Origin of the sequence: Blautia hansenii, from assembly GCF_013304445.1 — a bacterium.
Lineage (GTDB): Bacteria > Bacillota > Clostridia > Lachnospirales > Lachnospiraceae > Blautia.
Window position 1 is genome coordinate 320,947 of the sequence record NZ_JAAITA010000001.1, and the last position, 17,800, is coordinate 338,746.

General features: G+C 47.1%; 21 protein-coding genes. All 21 read left to right on the forward strand.

From position 1 onward, the window contains the following. Positions 1 to 12: 12 nt before the first annotated feature. Positions 13 to 753 (forward strand): 3-oxoacyl-[acyl-carrier-protein] reductase, encoded by a 741-nt coding sequence (gene fabG / locus G5A70_RS01505; protein ID WP_173747353.1) that lies wholly within the window; start codon positions 13 to 15, stop codon positions 751 to 753. A gap of 9 nt (positions 754 to 762) precedes the next feature. Next, on the forward strand, positions 763 to 2,001 hold the full coding sequence (gene fabF, locus G5A70_RS01510) for a beta-ketoacyl-ACP synthase II (protein ID WP_173747354.1): 1,239 nt from the start codon (positions 763 to 765) through the stop codon (positions 1,999 to 2,001). A gap of 4 nt (positions 2,002 to 2,005) precedes the next feature. Continuing rightward, positions 2,006 to 2,422: an acetyl-CoA carboxylase biotin carboxyl carrier protein gene (gene accB, locus G5A70_RS01515; RefSeq protein WP_173747355.1), complete on the forward strand. Its 417-nt coding sequence runs from the start codon at positions 2,006 to 2,008 to the stop codon at positions 2,420 to 2,422. A 9-nt stretch (positions 2,423 to 2,431) separates the two neighbouring features. Next, positions 2,432 to 2,860 (forward strand): 3-hydroxyacyl-ACP dehydratase FabZ, encoded by a 429-nt coding sequence (gene fabZ / locus G5A70_RS01520; protein WP_173747356.1) that lies wholly within the window; start codon positions 2,432 to 2,434, stop codon positions 2,858 to 2,860. A gap of 13 nt (positions 2,861 to 2,873) precedes the next feature. Then, positions 2,874 to 4,241, forward strand: coding sequence for an acetyl-CoA carboxylase biotin carboxylase subunit (locus tag G5A70_RS01525; RefSeq protein WP_173747357.1), 1,368 nt, complete (start codon positions 2,874 to 2,876; stop codon positions 4,239 to 4,241). Beyond that, positions 4,229 to 5,968: an acetyl-CoA carboxylase carboxyltransferase subunit alpha gene (locus tag G5A70_RS01530; protein ID WP_173747358.1), complete on the forward strand. Its 1,740-nt coding sequence runs from the start codon at positions 4,229 to 4,231 to the stop codon at positions 5,966 to 5,968. Before G5A70_RS01525 ends, G5A70_RS01530 begins: the two co-directional genes overlap by 13 nt. Positions 5,969 to 5,978: 10 nt before the next feature. Then, on the forward strand, positions 5,979 to 7,043 hold the full coding sequence (locus G5A70_RS01535; protein WP_173747359.1) for an NAD(P)H-dependent flavin oxidoreductase: 1,065 nt from the start codon (positions 5,979 to 5,981) through the stop codon (positions 7,041 to 7,043). A 150-nt stretch (positions 7,044 to 7,193) separates the two neighbouring features. After that, positions 7,194 to 7,529 (forward strand): helix-turn-helix domain-containing protein, encoded by a 336-nt coding sequence (locus tag G5A70_RS01540; protein ID WP_173747360.1) that lies wholly within the window; start codon positions 7,194 to 7,196, stop codon positions 7,527 to 7,529. A 74-nt stretch (positions 7,530 to 7,603) separates the two neighbouring features. Beyond that, positions 7,604 to 7,960 carry a VOC family protein gene (locus G5A70_RS01545; protein WP_226853434.1) on the forward strand — a complete coding sequence of 119 codons (357 nt, stop codon included), beginning with the start codon at positions 7,604 to 7,606 and terminating at the stop codon, positions 7,958 to 7,960. A 143-nt stretch (positions 7,961 to 8,103) separates the two neighbouring features. Beyond that, positions 8,104 to 9,552, forward strand: coding sequence for a glutamate--tRNA ligase (gene gltX / locus G5A70_RS01550; protein ID WP_173747362.1), 1,449 nt, complete (start codon positions 8,104 to 8,106; stop codon positions 9,550 to 9,552). A 1-nt stretch (position 9,553) separates the two neighbouring features. Further along, positions 9,554 to 11,416 carry an ATP-dependent helicase gene (locus tag G5A70_RS01555; protein ID WP_173747363.1) on the forward strand — a complete coding sequence of 621 codons (1,863 nt, stop codon included), beginning with the start codon at positions 9,554 to 9,556 and terminating at the stop codon, positions 11,414 to 11,416. Continuing rightward, positions 11,413 to 12,057 carry a 4'-phosphopantetheinyl transferase family protein gene (locus G5A70_RS01560; RefSeq protein ID WP_173747364.1) on the forward strand — a complete coding sequence of 215 codons (645 nt, stop codon included), beginning with the start codon at positions 11,413 to 11,415 and terminating at the stop codon, positions 12,055 to 12,057. The genes G5A70_RS01555 and G5A70_RS01560 overlap by 4 nt, the downstream gene beginning before the upstream one ends. A 71-nt stretch (positions 12,058 to 12,128) precedes the next feature. After that, positions 12,129 to 12,788, forward strand: coding sequence for a hypothetical protein (locus tag G5A70_RS01565; protein WP_173747365.1), 660 nt, complete (start codon positions 12,129 to 12,131; stop codon positions 12,786 to 12,788). 63 nt (positions 12,789 to 12,851) lie between these two features. After that, positions 12,852 to 13,823, forward strand: coding sequence for a stage III sporulation protein AA (gene spoIIIAA / locus G5A70_RS01570; RefSeq protein WP_173747366.1), 972 nt, complete (start codon positions 12,852 to 12,854; stop codon positions 13,821 to 13,823). Continuing rightward, a complete protein-coding gene (locus tag G5A70_RS01575) occupies positions 13,817 to 14,335 on the forward strand; it encodes a stage III sporulation protein AB (protein WP_173747367.1) in 519 nt (172 codons plus the stop codon). Before spoIIIAA ends, G5A70_RS01575 begins: the two co-directional genes overlap by 7 nt. 24 nt (positions 14,336 to 14,359) lie before the next feature. Beyond that, positions 14,360 to 14,554, forward strand: a complete 195-nt coding sequence (spoIIIAC, locus tag G5A70_RS01580) for a stage III sporulation protein AC (RefSeq protein WP_173747368.1) — start codon at positions 14,360 to 14,362, stop codon at positions 14,552 to 14,554. A 12-nt stretch (positions 14,555 to 14,566) separates the two neighbouring features. Continuing rightward, positions 14,567 to 14,953: a SpoIIIAC/SpoIIIAD family protein gene (locus G5A70_RS01585; RefSeq protein WP_173747369.1), complete on the forward strand. Its 387-nt coding sequence runs from the start codon at positions 14,567 to 14,569 to the stop codon at positions 14,951 to 14,953. Between the two features lie 44 nt (positions 14,954 to 14,997). Beyond that, the gene (locus G5A70_RS01590) at positions 14,998 to 16,185 is read left to right on the forward strand and encodes a stage III sporulation protein AE (protein ID WP_226853436.1); all 1,188 of its coding nucleotides are present in this window, start codon (positions 14,998 to 15,000) and stop codon (positions 16,183 to 16,185) included. Positions 16,186 to 16,215: 30 nt separating this feature from the next. Continuing rightward, positions 16,216 to 16,515, forward strand: a complete 300-nt coding sequence (locus G5A70_RS01595) for a stage III sporulation protein AF (protein WP_173747371.1) — start codon at positions 16,216 to 16,218, stop codon at positions 16,513 to 16,515. After that, positions 16,512 to 16,985 carry a stage III sporulation protein AG gene (locus G5A70_RS01600; RefSeq protein WP_173747372.1) on the forward strand — a complete coding sequence of 158 codons (474 nt, stop codon included), beginning with the start codon at positions 16,512 to 16,514 and terminating at the stop codon, positions 16,983 to 16,985. The genes G5A70_RS01595 and G5A70_RS01600 overlap by 4 nt, the downstream gene beginning before the upstream one ends. 12 nt (positions 16,986 to 16,997) lie before the next feature. Then, positions 16,998 to 17,720 carry a SpoIIIAH-like family protein gene (locus G5A70_RS01605; RefSeq protein WP_173747373.1) on the forward strand — a complete coding sequence of 241 codons (723 nt, stop codon included), beginning with the start codon at positions 16,998 to 17,000 and terminating at the stop codon, positions 17,718 to 17,720. The last annotated feature ends 80 nt before the right edge of the window (positions 17,721 to 17,800 follow it).

The following is a 17,800-nucleotide window of genomic DNA, read 5'->3' on the forward strand; positions in this document are numbered from 1 at the left end:
GAAATTGGAGTGATGTTAGAAGGAAAAGTGGCATTGGTAACCGGAGGCGGCAGAGGCATTGGACGCGCCATTGCCCTAAAGCTGGCTGCATACGGGGCGGCTGTGGCGGTAAATTACTGCGGCTCTAAGGAAAAAGCGGAAGAAGTGGCAGACTTGATTTTAAAAAACGGAGGAAAAGCCAAAGTCTATGCCTGTAATGTAGCAGATTTTCAGGCTAGTAAAGAGATGACAGAGCAGGTGATAAAGGATTTTGGGGGGCTGGATATTCTGGTCAACAATGCAGGCATTACCAGGGATAATCTGCTGATGAAGATGTCAGAAGAAGAGTTCGACATGGTTCTCAATACCAATTTAAAGGGAACCTTTCACACCATGCGCCATGTGTCCCGGTATATGTTAAAGCAGAGAAAAGGAAAGATTATCAATATTTCTTCTGTGTCCGGGATTCTGGGAAATGCAGGACAGGCCAATTATGCAGCCAGCAAAGCCGGGGTTCTGGGTCTTACAAAGACAGCGGCAAGGGAGCTGGCCTCCCGGGGTATTACAGTAAATGCCATTGCGCCGGGATTTGTGGAAACCGACATGACAAAGGTGCTGAAAAAGGAAGTTCAGGAGGCAGCCTGCAGCCAGATTCCCCTGGGACATTTTGGAAAAGCAGAGGACGTGGCGGAAATGGCTGCATTTCTGGCTTCGGATAAGGCAGCTTATATTACGGGACAGGTATTTTGTGTAGACGGCGGCATGAGCATGTAGGAGGAAAAAATGAGAAGAGTAGTCATAACCGGAATGGGAGCCATTACACCTCTTGGGTTAAATGTGGAGGAATACTGGCAGGGATTAAAAGAAGGGCACACAGCCTTTGGTGAAATCACAAAGTTTGACAGCAGTGCATATAAAGTACATTTGGCAGCCGAAGTGAAAGGCTTTCAAGGAAAAGAATATATGGATTTTAAGGCGGCAAAGCGTATGGAACTTTTCTGCCAATATGCGGTGGCAGCAGCAAAAGAAGCGTTGGAACAATCGGGGCTTGATATGGAACAGGAAGATGCTTACCGGGTGGGCTGTTCCATTGGGTCCGGCATTGGAAGTCTGCAGACAGTAGAACGGGAACACCAGAAGCTTTTGGAAAAAGGGCCCAATCGTGTGAATCCCCTTATGGTGCCCATGATGATTTCCAACATGGCGGCAGGTAATGTGTCCATTCAGTTCGGACTGAAAGGCAAAAGTCTGAATGTGGTGACAGCCTGTGCATCCGGCACCCACTGTATCGGCGAAGCGTATCGGAGTATACAGGCCGGAGACGCGGAAGTAATGGTAGCAGGCGGCGCAGAATCCTGCATTACCCCGGTGGGTGTGGCAGGTTTTTCCGCCCTGACCGCCTTGTCTGTATCTGCAGACCCCAAACGCTGTTCCATTCCTTTTGACAGGGAAAGAGACGGATTTGTCATGGGCGAAGGGGCCGGAGTTCTGGTACTGGAGGAGTTGGAGCATGCCAAAAAGAGAGGGGCAACGATTCTGGCAGAAGTGTTGGGGTACGGCGCTACCAGCGATGCTTATCACATTACCTCACCCAGAGAAGACGGCGAAGGGGCAGCTAAGTGCATGGAATACGCCTTGAAAGAGGCGGGTATTCCTTTGGAAAAGATTTCTTATATCAATGCCCACGGAACTGGAACACACCACAATGATTTGTTTGAGACAAGAGCCATTAAGAAACTCTTTGGTGAGCATGCTTATGAAATGAAAGTCAATTCCACAAAATCCATGATTGGGCATCTTCTGGGTGCAGCAGGAGCTGTGGAAGCCATTGCCTGTGTAAAGGAAATACAGGAAAATTATATACATGAGACCGCAGGATGGCAGGTGCCGGATGAGGACTGTGATTTGGATTATGTAACCGGACAGGGCGTGGAAACGGAAGTGAACTATGCACTGAGTAATTCTCTGGGATTTGGCGGACACAATGCCAGCCTGCTTCTGGGCGAATATGGAAAGGACTGAAAACATGGAATTGGAGAAAATAAAAGAGCTGATTCAGGCGGTGAGCCAGTCAGATTTAACCCGCTTTTACATGGAAGATGGGAACCTGAAAATTTCCATGAAGGCAGGAAAAAAGACCGTGGTAAAAGGGGTAAAAGACCCCATACAGGAGGAAAAAGAGACAGAAGAAATTCCCTCTTTTAAGGAACAGAGAACCGTTAAGGCCCCTCTGGTGGGAACCTTTTACAATGCCCCTTCTCCCGGTGCAAAGGTCTTTGTACAGGAGGGGGACAGCGTGAAGAAAGGCCAGGTATTGGGAATCATTGAAGCCATGAAGCTGATGAATGAGATTGAGGCAGAAGAAGACGGTGTGATTGAGAGAATTCTGGTCTCCAATGCGTCCATGGTGGAGTATGGACAGCCGTTATTTGTTATGAAATAGGAGGACGTGATGAAGCTGACAACAAAGGAATTAATGGAAATGATTCCCCACAGACATCCCTTTCTTCTGGTGGATACCATAGAAGAACTGGAACCCGGTGTGCGGGCTGTGGGACGCAAATGTGTGACTTATGACGAACCCTTTTTTGCCGGACATTTCCCACAGGAACCGGTCATGCCGGGGGTGCTGCAGATAGAAGCCCTGGCCCAGACCGGAGCGGCGGCTATTTTAAGCAAGCCGGAAAATAAGGGAAAAACCGCTTATTTCGGAGGTATCCGCCAGGCAAAGTTCCGGCAGAAGGTAGTGCCGGGGGATGTGCTGACTTTAGAGGTAGAGCTTGTGAAGGTAAAAGGCCCGGTAGGCGTGGGAAAAGCCGTAGCCAGAAACCAGGAGGGCAAAATCACAGCAGCCGGAGAATTGACATTTATGATTGGATAGAGGAGTGGCAGGTATGTTTCAGAAAATCTTAATTGCAAACCGGGGAGAAATTGCAGTGCGGATTATCCGCACCTGCAGAGAAATGGGCATTTGCACGGTGGCTGTTTATTCGGAGGCTGACCGGGACGCACTTCATGCCCAGCTGGCAGATGAGGCCGTGTGTATCGGTCCGGCATCTCCTATGGAAAGTTATCTGAATATGGGAAGGATATTAAGCGCAGCCATCGCCACAAAGGCGGAAGCTATTCACCCGGGCTTTGGTTTTCTTTCGGAGAACAGCCGCTTTGCCGCCATGTGCGAGGAGTGTCACCTTGCTTTTATCGGCCCTTCTGCCCAGGTGATAGAAAAAATGGGGAATAAAGCAGAGGCCAGAAAAACCATGGTGCAGGCAGGCGTTCCGGTGGTTCCGGGGAGCAAAGAGCCGGTTTATGAAGCTGAAGAGGCTCTTTTGCAGGCAGAAAAAATCGGTTTTCCCATTATGATAAAAGCGGCTCTTGGCGGCGGCGGCAAGGGCATGCGTGTGTCTGTCTGCCGGGAAGATTTTCTGGAAAATTTCCGCATGGCACAGACGGAAACCCTGCACGCTTTTGCAGATAATGCCATGTATCTGGAGCGTTATATTGAAAAGCCCCGACATATAGAAGTACAGATTCTGGCAGATAAACAGGGACAGGTCATACAGCTTGGGGAAAGGGATTGCTCCATTCAGAGGCGGCATCAGAAACTGATTGAAGAATCTCCTTCCTGCGCTGTATCACCCAAAGTCAGAGAACAGTTGGGGGAAACGGCCTGCCGGGCAGCTCTGGCTGTGGGATATGAAAGTGCCGGAACCATCGAGTTTCTTCTGGACAAATCCGGGGAATTTTTCTTCATGGAAATGAATACCAGAATCCAGGTGGAGCACCCGGTTACAGAGTTTGTTTCCGGAGTGGATTTGATAAAAGAACAGATTCGTATTGCAGCAGGACTTCCTTTATCTGTAAAGCAGGAAGAGGTTCTTTTGCAGGGGCATGCCATAGAATGCAGAATCAATGCGGAGAATCCTGAAAATAACTTTCTGCCCTGTCCGGGAACCATTCAAAATCTTCATATTCCCGGCGGGAAAGGGGTGCGGGTGGACACGGCGGTGTATTATGGATACCGGATTCCTCCCAATTATGATTCTATGATTATGAAGGTCATTGTCCATGATAAAGACCGGGCTTCTGCCATTGCCAAAATGCGCAGTGTACTGGGAGAAGTGATTATTGAAGGGGTGGAAACCAATCTGGATTTTCAGTACGATATTCTGAATCAGAGAGACTTTGAAGAGGGAAACGTGACAACCCATTTTATAGAAGAACATTACGGAGAGAGGGGTGAAAGAACATGTCCCGACTAAAAGAATTGTTTAAGAAAACAGCCGGAATACAGGCAGAAAAAGCACAGGAAAAGAGAGAAACAGAAAGCCCCTCTGTGCCGGAAGGCCTGTGGGTTAAGTGCCCCAAATGCGGGGAACTCTTATGCAAGGAAGAGGTAGTACGGCATGCATATACCTGTCCGAAATGCGGTGGATATTTCCGCATGAAAGCTAAAACCAGGATGAAACTGGCTGCAGATGAGGGGAGTTTTACGCCCTGGTTCACAGAGATAAACGGGAAAAATCCATTGGACTATCCAGGCTATGAGGAGAAACTGGAGGAATTGAGAAACAAGACAAATCTGGATGAAGCTGTGTATATCGGGAAGGGAAAAATTGACGGCAGTCCAGTGGTTTTAGGTGCCTGTGACACACGTTTTCTTATGGGGAGTATGGGATATGCCGTGGGAGAAAAAATCGCCCTGGCCTTTGAGCGGGCTGTGCAGGAAAAGCTGCCGGTGATTCTTTTCTGCTGTTCCGGCGGCGCCCGTATGCAGGAAGGCATTGTGTCTTTGATGCAGATGGCAAAGACGGCTGCGGCCATCAAAAAGCACAGCCAGGCGGGACTTCTGTATGTTTCTGTACTGACAGACCCTACCATGGGCGGAGTGACCGCCAGTTTTGCCATGCTGGGGGACGTGATTCTGGCAGAACCCCAGGCTTTAATCGGTTTTGCAGGCCCCAGAGTCATAGCCCAGACCATTGGAGAGAAGCTGCCGGAAGGTTTTCAGAGGGCAGAATTTCTTTTAGAGCATGGTATGATTGACCGGATTGTAAAGAGAGAGGAACTGCGGCAGGCCTTGTCTGCTCTGGTGAAAATTCATGAGCGCAGACAGGGATATTGTCAGTTTTTCGGTATTTCTATGCCAAAAGAAGAGAAAAGTCAGCAGGAAAACTCCGGAAAGCAGGCCCAGGCAGAGAATGAAAAGAGAACAGCCTGGGACAGAGTGGAAACGGCCAGAAGCAAAAAGCGGCTGACGGCTTTGGACTATATGGAAACCGTATTTGACGGCTTCTGGGAACTTCACGGAGACCGTCTTTTCGGAGATGACCCTGCCATTATGGGCGGGCTGGCTCTTTTAGACGGGCAGCCGGTGACCGTTATCGGGATTCAGAAAGGACGGACAACCAAGGAAAATCTGGCGAGAAATTTCGGTATGCCTTCTCCGGAAGGATACCGCAAAGCTCTGCGCCTTATGAAACAGGCAGAAAAATTCCAAAGGCCGGTGATTACCTTTATTGACACCCCCGGCGCCTTCTGCGGTATGGAGGCAGAAGAACGTGGACAGGGAGAGGCCATTGCCAGAAATCTGCTGGAAATGGCAGATTTGCAGGTGCCGGTGCTGTCTGTGGTAACCGGAGAGGGAGGCAGCGGCGGCGCCCTGGCTTTAGGCGTAGGAAATGAGGTTTGGATGATGGAAAATGCCACGTATTCCATCTTGTCGCCGGAAGGCTTCGCCTCTATTCTCTGGAAAGACAGTAAGCGGGCGAAAGAGGCGGCAGAGGTCATGAAGGTAACTGCCAAAGACTTGCAGGAACTGGGGATAATTGAGCAGGTGATTTCCGAAGAAATTCCCGCCTGCCCGGAAAATCTCCGGGAAATAGCAGGAGAAATGAAGAAAAGAATGAAACAATTTCTGGAAAAATACAATGCCATGACACCAGAGGAACTGGCGCAGCAGCGATACGAAAGATTTCGCAGAATGTAAAGGAGAGGCTATGGAAAAAACACTGAAAATCGGATTGCTGGAAGCAAAAATTCCGGTGATACAGGGGGGGATGGGTGTGGGAATCAGCCTCTCCACCCTTGCAGGAACTGTGGCAAAAGAAGGCGGTATCGGCATGATTTCCACGGCTCAGATAGGCTGGAGAGAGCCGGATTTTAAGAAAAATCCCTTTGCTGCAAACTACCGGGCCATAAAAAAAGAAGTGCAAAAGGCGAGAGCCATAGCCCCCGGCGGGATTCTGGGTGTCAACATTATGACAGTTACCAGAAACTATGCCCAGTATGTAAGAACAGCAGTGGAGGCAGGCGTTGACCTGATAGTTTCCGGGGCCGGACTTCCTGTGGATTTGCCTGCTTATACAGAGGGAAGTCCGGTAAAAATTGCACCTGTGGTATCATCCCTGAAATCCTTTTTGGTGCTGTGCAGGCTGTGGGAGAGGAAGTATCAAAGAGCCCCGGATTTTGTAGTGGTAGAAGGACCAAAAGCAGGGGGACATCTGGGTTTTTCCCAGGAAGAACTGGAAAGATTTCAGAGAGATTCCTATGATGAGGTGCTGCTTTCTATTATAGAAAAAGCCAGAGAATATGGAGAAAAAGTCGGGAGAAAAATCCCGGTTCTTGCAGCCGGAGGGATTTTTGACAAAGAAGATATGTGCCATGCGCTTGCCCTTGGGGCAGACGGAGTGCAGGTGGGAACCCGCTTTGTTGCCACAGAGGAATGTGATGCGCCCAAAGCTTATAAAGAGGCCTATATACAGGCCAAAAAAGAAGATATCAGTATCATAAAAAGTCCTGTGGGAATGCCGGCAAGAGCCATCAGAAATCCGTTTTTGGAACAGGTAGGGGAGAATACCACGAAAATTCAGCATTGCTACCAGTGTATTTCCACCTGTAAGCAGAAAGAAATTCCTTATTGTATTACAGAAGCGTTGGTACATGCTGCAGAAGGGGATATCGAGCATGCTCTTTTATTTTGTGGGGAGAATGCGTGGAAATGTGAAAAAATAGAAAAAGTGAAGGATATTATGAAGGAATTTGCAGAGGCGGCACGAATGTAAAGGTGCCGCCTCTTTTTAAATGATAGAAAATCTGATTTTGCAAACTGGTAGATACTAAATGTAGTCTTTTGGAAACTATTGGAAAATTTTGGTATTTCGTATACTAAGAGCAGAAAATAATAACTGCAAGTTTACAAAGGAGAAATGACTGTGCAAAAGAGTTTTGGCAGAAGAATTAACAAAATCAGAAAGGAACAGGGGATTACTTCAGAAGCCCTGGCGGTTATCTGCGGCGTGAATCCAGTTTTCATCCGACAGATTGAAGGCGGTACCCGGACACCCAGTCTTCCTGTTTTTGTCCGCATTTGCAACGCACTGGAAATGTCACCGGAATATTTTTTACAGGATGAATTGAAAGAGAACCCCCATTCCTGTGACAGAGAAGAAATCATAGAATACATTTCAAAATTTACCCCTGCAGAACTGAAAATGGCAAAAAATATTATTCAGGCCATGGAAATTTCTTTTTCAGATAAGGAAGATTAGAACTTGCTATTTTTCCCGATTTTTTGTATGCTTAGTACAGATGCAATATCACAGACATGAAGGAGGAAATGAATATGAGCAAATTGGAAGAACTGGGATTTGAACTGCGCCATGTAGGCATAAACTGTGAAAACGAAGGAGAAGCCTGCAGCGTAGCAGAGCGTTTTGAAACAATTTTCGGATTTACAAAGAAAGTGGGCAACAGCTCTGTATTCGCAGGAACCGCGGTAGAGGCTATGAAAACACCGTATCTTGGAAAGAACGGACACATTGCCATCGGCACTACAGACGTAGCAGAAGCAGTGAAGTATCTGGAGAGCCAGGGCGTGGAGTTTGATATGGAAACTGCCAAATATAAGAACGAAAAAATGATTGCCGTTTATATGAAAGAGGAAATCGGCGGTTTTGCCGTACATCTGGTACAGAAATAGGAAAGAAACGGGAATTACTACTTGAAAATAGAAAGAGGTTTGAGTATAATTTTCATGGTGACGGGGTATAGGGTGAAAGCCACATACCCCTTGCTTTTTGCTATAGAGAAAGAACATGTAAAAAAGTAAAGGAGATATAGAAGATGAGTACAGTAAGAACAAGATTTGCTCCCAGTCCTACAGGAAGAATGCATGTGGGAAATTTAAGAACGGCTCTTTACGCTTACCTGATTGCAAAACACGAAGGCGGAAGTTTTATGCTGCGTATTGAGGATACAGACCAGGAGCGTTTCGTAGAGGGTGCGCTGGATATTATTTACCGCACACTGGCGAAAACCGGACTGGTGCATGACGAAGGTCCGGACAAGGACGGCGGTTACGGTCCTTATGTGCAGAGTGAGAGAAATGCCCAGGGCATTTATTTAAAATATGCAAAACAGCTGATTGAGCAGGGAGATGCGTACTACTGCTTCTGTACAAAGGAGCGTCTGGAATCCCTGAAATCTCAGGTGGGTGACAAGGAAATCGCCATGTATGATAAGCACTGTCTGCATTTGAGCAAAGAGGAGGTAGAGGCAAAGCTGGCGGCAGGGGAGCCTTACGTTATCCGCTTCAACATGCCTACAGAGGGAACTACTACGTTCAGTGATGACATTTACGGAGATATTACGGTGCCGAATAATGAACTGGACGATTTGATTCTTATTAAATCAGACGGTTATCCGACTTACAACTTTGCCAATGTGATTGACGACCATTTAATGGGCATTACCCATGTGGTAAGAGGAAATGAGTACCTGTCCTCCTCCCCGAAATACAACCGTATTTATGAGGCGTTTGGCTGGGAAATCCCTACTTATGTGCACTGCCCTCTGATTACCAATGAAGAGCACAAAAAACTCAGCAAGCGTTCCGGTCATTCGTCTTACGAAGATTTGCTGGAACAGGGATTTTTGACAGAAGCGATTGTGAACTATGTAGCGCTTCTGGGTTGGTGTCCGGAAGATAACCAGGAAATCTTCTCTTTAGAGGAACTGGTGAAAGTCTTTGACTATCATCACATGAGCAAATCTCCAGCTGTTTTTGACATTCAGAAACTGAAATGGATGAACGGCGAGTACATGAAAGCCATGGATGATGAAAAATTCTATGAAATGGCTCTGCCTTATCTGAAACAGGCCATTACCAGAGAAATCGATTTGAAAAAGGTAGCGTCCATGGTGAAGACCAGAATCGAAGTTTTCCCGGATATCCCGGAATTAGTAGATTTCTTTGAGGCAGTACCGGAGTATGATAATGCCATGTACACCCATAAAAAGATGAAGACCAATCCGGAAATTTCTCTGGAGGTGCTCGCGAAGGTTCTTCCGGTTCTGGAAGCACAGGAAGACTACAGCAACGATGCTCTTTACGAACTGCTCTGCGGTTTTGCAAAGGAAAACGGATACAAAAACGGACAGATTCTCTGGCCAATCCGTACGGCACTTTCCGGCAAACAGATGACTCCGGCAGGCGCTACGGAAATCCTGGAAGTGCTCGGAAAAGAAGAAAGTCTGAAACGGATTCAGGCAGCCATTGAAAAATTAAGCTGAGATGGAGAGAAACGCAGCACAGGAAAAAGCCATTCACCACAGCAGCGGCCCTATGATGCTTCTGGCCGGGCCGGGTTCCGGTAAAACGACTACGATGATAAGGAGAATCCGGGCCCTGTTAAGTGAACAGCATATCAATCCTGCAAACATTCTGGTAGTCACCTTTACCAAGGCGGCTGCCAGAGAAATGAAAGAGCGGTTTGAAAAACTCTGTGAAAAAGAAGGAGAGCAGCAGAATTACAGGCAGGTTACCTTCGGCACCTTTCACGGGATTTTCTACGGGATTTTAAGACATGCTTACGGCCTTTCCAGAAACAATATTATCAGTGAAGAGCGCAGGTACGATATGCTCAAAGAGATTGTCTATGCTCTGCGGATAGAGACAGAGGACGAGAAGGAACTGTTTGAGGGATTGGCAGGGGAAATCAGCGAGGTGAAAAACAGCCGGATTCCTTTGGAACATTATTATTCTAAAAACTGTCCTGACGAGGTGTTCCGCCGGATTTATACAGAATATGTATCCGGCTGCAGAAAGGCAAGACTTCTGGATTTTGACGATATGCTTTTGTACTGCTATGATTTGCTGACCCAGAGACCGGACATTTTGGCAGGATGGCAGAAAAAATTTCGTTACATTCTGGTGGATGAATTTCAGGATATCAATAAACTGCAGTATGACATTGTGAAAATGCTGGCTGCCCCGGACAATAATCTGTTTATTGTAGGGGATGATGACCAGTCTATTTATGCTTTCCGCGGGGCAAAGCCGGAAATTATGATGCATTTTCCAAAGGATTTTCCCACCGTGCAGACGGAACTTCTGGCCTGTAATTACCGTTCCACAAAGCGGATTGTGGAAGCCGCAGGAAAGGTTATCGGACACAATAAAAGACGGTTTAAGAAGAAAATCCATACGGAAAATGAGGAAGGCAGGAAACCGCTTATCAAAGGCTTCGGCACGGGAAGAGAAGAGGAGCTGTACGTAAAGGACTGCATTTTAAAAGCCAGAGAGGAGGGCTGCCCTCTGGAAGAGATAGCTGTGCTTTACCGCACCAATTCCGGCGCCGGCTCCCTGGTGGAACTTCTGATGGAATACCAGATTCCCTTTCAGATGAGAGATACACTGCCGAATCTGTATGAACACTGGATTTCCGGGAATTTTATCTCTTATATGAGACTGGCTATGGGAGAGCGGAGCCGTCAGGAATTCCTCCAGGTAATGAACCGCCCCAACCGTTATATCTCCCGCAATGCACTGGAAGATTCTCAGGTGTCCTTTGAAGCTCTCCGGTGGTTCTATGAGGACAAGGAGTGGATGTGCGACCGCATCGACAAGTTTGAGGAAGACTTGAAGAAACTGAAAAATATGACCCCTTACGGAGCTGTCAATTATATCCGCCATGGTGTCGGGTATGAGGAATACTTAAAAGGCTACGCCGCATACCGGAAGCTGAAGATGGAAGACCTGTATGAAGTGATGGATGAACTGGCAGAAAGCGCCAGAGGCTACAAAACTTACGAGGACTGGTTTGCGCATATGGCAGAATACACCAGAAAATTAAAAGAACAGGCTAAAACCCAGATTTCCGGCAAAAGCGGTGTGGTGATTTCCACGCTTCACAGCATTAAGGGACTGGAATTTGACCGTGTGTTTATCATGGATGTGAATGAGGGAATCATACCTTATCACAAGGCAGTTTCTGAAAATGATATTGAGGAAGAGCGGAGGCTGTTTTATGTGGGCATGACACGGGCCAGAAAAGAACTGAGCATGCTCTATGCAAAGGAACGTCATGAAAAGAGAACAGAACCTTCCCGGTTTCTGACGGAAAGCGGGATTACAGAGCAGGAGGAGAGTGCATGAGCAGACATACATCTTCGCCCAGGGAAAGAATAAACATTTACATAGGGAATATTCGGAAACTGACCGGGGACTGTGCAGATAAGAAGCATGCGCAGAGTATCTGCGGCAGGCGCCTTCTGGCCTATGGTCTGCTGGATACAGGCTGTAGGGGAATTTTTCGGGAAAGAGCGCCTTGGGAGGAAGTTTCTGAATATTTAGAACGTATTATGCAGAGAGGAGAGCAGGGAAAACCATATTTTCCCGCTTTCCCTTCTGTATTTTTTAATATCAGCCATACCGGAGCTTATGCGGCCTGCGCGGTGGCAAAGGTGGCCTGCGGACTGGATATCCAGGAGGTTCGGGCAGTAAAGAGTGAACGGCTTTTGCAGCGGACACTTTCAGAAGAAGAATATGCCCTCGTTAAGGCTTCCGGAGAGCGCAATAGTGAATTTTGCAGACTTTGGGCCAAAAAAGAGAGCTTTTTGAAGCTGAGCGGGGAGGGGATTACCAGGGATTTGAAACATATTCCTGTGCCTGCATGGTATGAGCAGTTTGCGCCTTATGAAAATGTGGAGGGATGTATCAGCGCACAGAAAGTTTGCGGCTGTATGTACAGGGAAGTGACGGTGGAAGAATATTTAGAAAAAATTTCGTTTTTTTAATTCTGTTTCTTAGGAAAAATCTTTTATTCTTTGAAGTATGAAAAAAGATATCGAAAGGAACAGGAGAAAAAATGAAAGAAAAAACATGGAAGCATATCTGGTATGCCAGTATATTGCTGTATGCAGTTACCTTATTCTATAGTTTTGTACATAATATTCGGGCCGGGGACTGGGAGCATGTGGGCATGGCTTTTGTGGCAGTGTTGACGCCTTGTATTGTTCCGGCGGTGTTTCGGGTGTTTCGCTGGAAACCAGTGTACGAAATTTATATTCTTTCCAATGCATTTACCTACTTTGCCAGCATTTGGGGCGGTTCTTTAGACGCATACCGCTTTTGGGGATACGACAAGCTGCTTCATTTTTCCAGCGGCTGGCTGCTTTCTGCTGCTGTGGCTATGCTTTATTTTGCCATAAAGCAGACCAATGAATTTGCGGATAAGAAAGACTGCCTGATTTTTCTGATTTTTCTGAATACGGGAAATATGGCAGTAGCAGAACTGTGGGAATTTTTTGAATATGCCATGCTGGTGTTCTTTCAGAATGACTGTATTAATCACTATACCCAGGGAGTGCGGGACAGTATGAATGATATGCTCTGCGCTGCGGTAGCAGGGATTTTGCTGACTTTGTGTTTTGTGCGGTATTATAAGACCGGGAAGAAAACTTTTCTCATCTGTACTTGTGAAAAGTTTTATGAAAGGAATGTCAAAAAGCAGGAATACAAAATCTAATCCGCTCAAACCAGTCATAAATAAAGATTGTCCTCATATATTATCTTAAAGAGGTGAGGAAAGATGAATCAGACAGAGATTACACGGCTGTTTCCCCTGCGTATCCGGCAGGCGCTTCATAAGGCCTGCCCGGATATGCACCAGGTCTATGAAATCCGTCTTCGTGTTCATGGGCCGCTGATTTTGATTTATCAGGGAAAGGAATTTTTTCTGACAGAGGACGGCAGGCTTTCCCACAGGGAGGCAGAGGCTTGTATGGTCAGTCCGGGAGATATAAAGGAGACCATGGAATATATCAGCAATTATTCCATGTATGCCTTTGAAGAAGAAATCCGCCAGGGCTTTCTGACCATTCAGGGAGGACACCGGGTGGGAATTGCAGGAAAAACCATTCTGGAAGGGAACAAAATCAAAAGTGTAAAATACATATCTTATATCAATCTTCGATTATCACATCAGATAAAGGGGTGTGCAGCGCCCATACTTCCCTATGTTATAAAAAACAAAAGAATATGCCACACATTGATTATTTCACCGCCCAGATGTGGGAAAACCACTCTTTTGCGGGATTTGATCCGTCAGGTCAGCAATGGCAGCAGCTATCTGGACGGCGTCTGTGTGGGCGTGGTGGACGAACGCTCGGAAATCGGGGGCTCTTATCAGGGAATTCCACAGAATGACCTGGGAATCCGCACCGATATTCTGGACTGCTGTCCCAAGGCAGAGGGCATGATGATGCTCATACGTTCCATGTCGCCGGAGGTGGTGGCCGTAGACGAGCTGGGAGATTACGAGGATATTCATGCCATTGAATCCGTGATTCACTGCGGCTGCAGACTGTTTGCCACAGTACACGGCAGTTCTATTGAAGACATTAAGAGAAAACCATTGCTGCAGCGCCTGATGCAGGAGAAAATCTTTGAACGCTATATTATTCTGCATTATGAGAAACGGGCAGGTGAAGTGAAAGCTATTTTTGATGAAAGGGGAACCAGTCTGTACGACTGCAAGAGAAGGCAGGGTATTCTATGCTGAAAATCGCAGGGGCTGTTCTGGTAATTTTTTCCTGTTCGGCTCTGGGGTACAGCAAAAGTATCCACATGACGAGAAGGCTGCAGCAGTTAAGAGAAATCGAAAAGATGGTGTTTCTGATTCTGGGAGAAATTACTTACAGAAGGGAAGCGCTACCGGAGGCATTAGGTACGGTGGCTTACAGGCTGCCAGAGCCTTTGGCCGGCTTTTTAAAGGAGGTGTCTGAGGCTGCGGGGCAGTATCAGGGGGCGTGCTTTCAGGAAATTTTCAGAGAAAAGGCAAAAACATATCTGAGCGGCACAGCGCTGTGTCCAAAGGACCTGGAAGAATTTTTGCAGTTGGGAGCATATCTGGGATATCTGGATATTACCATGCAGAAAAATACCATTACTTTGTACCTGGAACAGTTAAAAAGGGAGATGGAAAACCTGCAGCGGGAAATGCCTGCAAAGCAGAAGCTGTACCGGAGCATGGGAACATTGGGAGGAATTTTTCTGGCAATTATGCTGCTTTGAAAATTATGCAGGGGGAGAGATGCCATGGAAGTGAGTTTATTATTCAAAATCGGTGCAGTAGGCATTCTGGTGTCTGTCCTGTGTCAGATACTGAAGCACAGCCAGAGGGAGGAGCTGGCCTTTCTCACCAGTCTGACCGGTCTTTTGCTGGTGTTGTTCTGGGTGCTGCCCTATATTTATGACCTTTTTCGCACCATAGAAGACTTATTTGCGCTGTAGGGAGGGAAATGCATGGAAGTTTTGAAGGTTGTTATGCTGGGGATGACAGGCATGCTTCTGGGAATTCTTTTAAAAGGCACAAGACCGGAGTATTCCGTGTATTTAAGCCTGGCTGCGGGAATCTGCATTTTTTCTTATATGACAGGGAAGCTGTCCTATCTGTTTTCTTCTGTACTGAAAATTCAGGAATATCTGCCGGTGGACGCACAATATCTGGAAACACTGCTGAAAATGATAGGAATTACCTATGTCAGTGAATTTGCAGCCGGAATCTGCAAAGATGCGGGGTATGGAGCCATTGCCTCTCAGATAGATATTTTTGCAAGGCTGTATATTATGGTATTGTCCATGCCGGTGCTGCTGGCGCTGATGGAAACCATTCACAGCTTTCTGGCATGAACCGGGCCGGGAAAAAACCAAGGATAAAGAGAGGGACATGCTCCGTGTGGAGAAAAAAACTGCTTCTGGCGGGAATCTGCCTGTGCGTAGGTTGGAACCTTTCCGGAAAAGAAGTTTTTGCAGCAGCGGAACAGGAGGAGCAGAAAGGGGAAGAAGAACTTTCTGAGAAACAGCAGGAAGCCCAGGAAAAACTTTTGGAAGGGCTGGAATTGGGACAAATGCAGGAGGCGGTCAATGAACTTCTGGGAGAGGAAACCTTCAACATTAGGGAAAGTCTGGCTTCCGTTCTGAAAGAAGGGCGGCTGTTTAGCAAAGAGGGAGTGAAAGAAATCGGGAAAGCTTTTTTGAAAAGTCATTTGTCTGTACAGAAGCAGACAGTAGTGCAGATTTTACTTCTGGTGCTTGCGGCCTCTCTGTTTTCTAATTTTGCCAATGCCTTTGGGAAGGGGCAGACCGGGGAAGTCAGCTTTTATGTGGTGTATCTGCTGCTTTTGGTGCTTCTTATTCATACCTTTGGCAGTATGGGAGAGGAACTTTCAAAAAGCCTGCAAGGGTTTGTCCTTTTTATGAAAGCACTGATTCCATCCTATTTTCTGGCAGTCACTGCCGCTGCAGGTTCTGCCAGCGCCATGGTGTTTTACGAAACCGTGCTGCTGGTCATTTATCTGGTACAGGCCGTGCTGCTGAAGCTGATTCTTCCGGGAATCCATGCCTATGTACTCATATCCATGATTAATTTCATCCACAAAGAGGAACTGCTTTCCCGCATGGCAGAACTCTTCAAAACTTTGCTGGAATGGGGGCTGAATGGCTGTACGGCTTTTGTTATCGGCATGCAGGTGATACAAAATATGATAAGCCCGGCAGTGGATTCCCTGAAAAGGGATATGCTGGGGAAAGCGGCAGCAGCTATTCCCGGTGTGGGAAATGCCATAGATGGTGTGACAGAGGTGGCCCTTGGCACAGCCGTGTTAATCCGAAATTCTCTGGGGGTTCTGGGCATGGCCGTGCTGCTGCTGTTGGGGCTGGTTCCTCTGGTGAGACTTGGCATTTCCACCCTGTTATATAAACTTTTGGCAGCCTTGGTGCAGCCGGTGTCCGATAAGAGGATGACCGGCTGCCTGCAGGCTATGGGGGATGGCTGCAGACTGCTTTTGCGGATGCTGTTTACAGCGGAACTGATGCTGTTGATTACCATAGCTGTTTTGACGGTTTCTTTTGCAAATCATTAGCAGGGCAAAAGCCCGGAGAGAGGGTGAAACATGGAAGCGCTGTATGCCTGGCTGGAAAGTCTGATTTGTTATTTTATTCTGCTTTTTGCAGTGATGAATTGTCTGCCTGACAACAGCTATAGAAAATACATTCAGTACTACATGGGGCTGCTGCTCATTCTGGTGGTGTTATCGCCCCTTTTGCATTTATCTGGTATGGAAGGGCAGATAGCTGCTTATACAAAAGAATTCCAGGAGGAAGCACAGGAATGGGAAGAAAAAGCAGAAACCTGGGAAAGGGAGTGGCAGGAGGAGGCAGGGATTATCGAGGGGCAGGAGGTAGTGCCATGAAAGCATGGAAAGATATGATGAAGAAAGAAAATCTGGTGGTGCTTCTTATCCTGGGACTGCTTTTGCTGGTACTGGCCCTTCCCACGGAAAAGACAGACCGGCAAAATGCCAAAAAGGAGGTGGAAATCGCACAGACAGGTACGGCAGAAAACTGGCAGCAGGAAATGGAAAGACAGCTGCAGGAGATACTGGAACAAGTGGAAGGTGTGGGAGAAACCAGGGTCTTTCTCACTTGCCAAAGCAGCAGCAGGAAAATCGTAGAAAAGGACGAAACGGAAACGGTGTATGAAAAGGATGCAAAGGGCACGCAACAGCCTTATGTGGCTTCTGAGGAATACCCCCGGGTAACCGGTGTCCTCATTGTGGCAAAGGGTGGGGGAAATCCTGTGGTTGTGGGGAATATTCAGGCGGCAGTCGAGGCATTATTTCAGGTAGAACCCCATAAAATTAAAGTAATGAAAATGAATTAGAGGAGAATGTGCATGAAAAAAATCTTCAGGAAAAATCAGGTTATCATTACAGCCCTGGCAATCATGATTGCTGCGGCAGGGTACATCAATTATTCAGATAATCATCTGGGTATTGATAAGACGCTGAAGAAGAGTGACGCAGACACTGCCGAGACCTCCGCTGCGGATACAGACGGAATCGTAGAGGAAATCGAAAGTCTGGATTATGATATCACAGACGAGAGCGCCCTTTTAGAGGAAAACAGCAAAGCAGCAGAAGGGGAAGAGGTGCAGCCAAAGGAAGGGGAAGAAAAAGAAACGGCCAGTGCGGAAGGAGAGACAGACGTGCAGACAGAAACTCCGGGAGAAGCTGTGCTGACAGGGGCTTCCGGCTTTGTGGCAGAGGCCAAGGTCAGCAGAGAGCAGGTGCGCTCGGCCAATAAGGAAACCCTTCTGGAAATCATTAATAATGAGAACCTGGGAGAAGAACAGAAGCAGGAGGCTGTAAATTCTATGGTGAACATGACCAATCTGGCAGAGCAGGAATCCGCAGCAGAACTTCTTTTAGATGCCCAGGGCTTTGCAGATGTGGTGGTAAATCTGACGGGAGACAGTGCGGATGTCATTGTGCCTCAGGAATATATGGAGGATGCCAAAAGAGCCCAGATAGAGGATATTGTGAAGCGCAAAACCAGCGTGGCGGCAGAAAATATTGTTATCACACCATTGGATGGGGGAACACAGGAAAATGAATAGTTGTGCATAAAGCCCCTTGACACACATTTCAACGTATACTAAAATAGCGTCAGTGTGCTATATGAGAGAAGGAGGGCCAA

Coding starts and splice junctions, on each gene's coding strand:
- G5A70_RS01555 (WP_173747363.1), top strand. CDS start 9,554: ATGGAGAGAAACGCAGCACAGGAAAAAGCCATTCACCACAGCAGCGGC.
- G5A70_RS01605 (WP_173747373.1), top strand. CDS start 16,998: ATGAAAAAAATCTTCAGGAAAAATCAGGTTATCATTACAGCCCTGGCA.
- fabZ (WP_173747356.1), top strand. CDS start 2,432: ATGAAGCTGACAACAAAGGAATTAATGGAAATGATTCCCCACAGACAT.
- G5A70_RS01525 (WP_173747357.1), top strand. CDS start 2,874: ATGTTTCAGAAAATCTTAATTGCAAACCGGGGAGAAATTGCAGTGCGG.
- G5A70_RS01535 (WP_173747359.1), top strand. CDS start 5,979: ATGGAAAAAACACTGAAAATCGGATTGCTGGAAGCAAAAATTCCGGTG.
- G5A70_RS01600 (WP_173747372.1), top strand. CDS start 16,512: ATGAAAGCATGGAAAGATATGATGAAGAAAGAAAATCTGGTGGTGCTT.
- gltX (WP_173747362.1), top strand. CDS start 8,104: ATGAGTACAGTAAGAACAAGATTTGCTCCCAGTCCTACAGGAAGAATG.
- G5A70_RS01585 (WP_173747369.1), top strand. CDS start 14,567: ATGGAAGTTTTGAAGGTTGTTATGCTGGGGATGACAGGCATGCTTCTG.
- accB (WP_173747355.1), top strand. CDS start 2,006: ATGGAATTGGAGAAAATAAAAGAGCTGATTCAGGCGGTGAGCCAGTCA.
- G5A70_RS01575 (WP_173747367.1), top strand. CDS start 13,817: ATGCTGAAAATCGCAGGGGCTGTTCTGGTAATTTTTTCCTGTTCGGCT.
- fabF (WP_173747354.1), top strand. CDS start 763: ATGAGAAGAGTAGTCATAACCGGAATGGGAGCCATTACACCTCTTGGG.
- fabG (WP_173747353.1), top strand. CDS start 13: ATGTTAGAAGGAAAAGTGGCATTGGTAACCGGAGGCGGCAGAGGCATT.
- spoIIIAC (WP_173747368.1), top strand. CDS start 14,360: ATGGAAGTGAGTTTATTATTCAAAATCGGTGCAGTAGGCATTCTGGTG.
- G5A70_RS01595 (WP_173747371.1), top strand. CDS start 16,216: ATGGAAGCGCTGTATGCCTGGCTGGAAAGTCTGATTTGTTATTTTATT.
- spoIIIAA (WP_173747366.1), top strand. CDS start 12,852: ATGAATCAGACAGAGATTACACGGCTGTTTCCCCTGCGTATCCGGCAG.
- G5A70_RS01530 (WP_173747358.1), top strand. CDS start 4,229: ATGTCCCGACTAAAAGAATTGTTTAAGAAAACAGCCGGAATACAGGCA.
- G5A70_RS01545 (WP_226853434.1), top strand. CDS start 7,604: ATGAGCAAATTGGAAGAACTGGGATTTGAACTGCGCCATGTAGGCATA.
- G5A70_RS01560 (WP_173747364.1), top strand. CDS start 11,413: ATGAGCAGACATACATCTTCGCCCAGGGAAAGAATAAACATTTACATA.
- G5A70_RS01565 (WP_173747365.1), top strand. CDS start 12,129: ATGAAAGAAAAAACATGGAAGCATATCTGGTATGCCAGTATATTGCTG.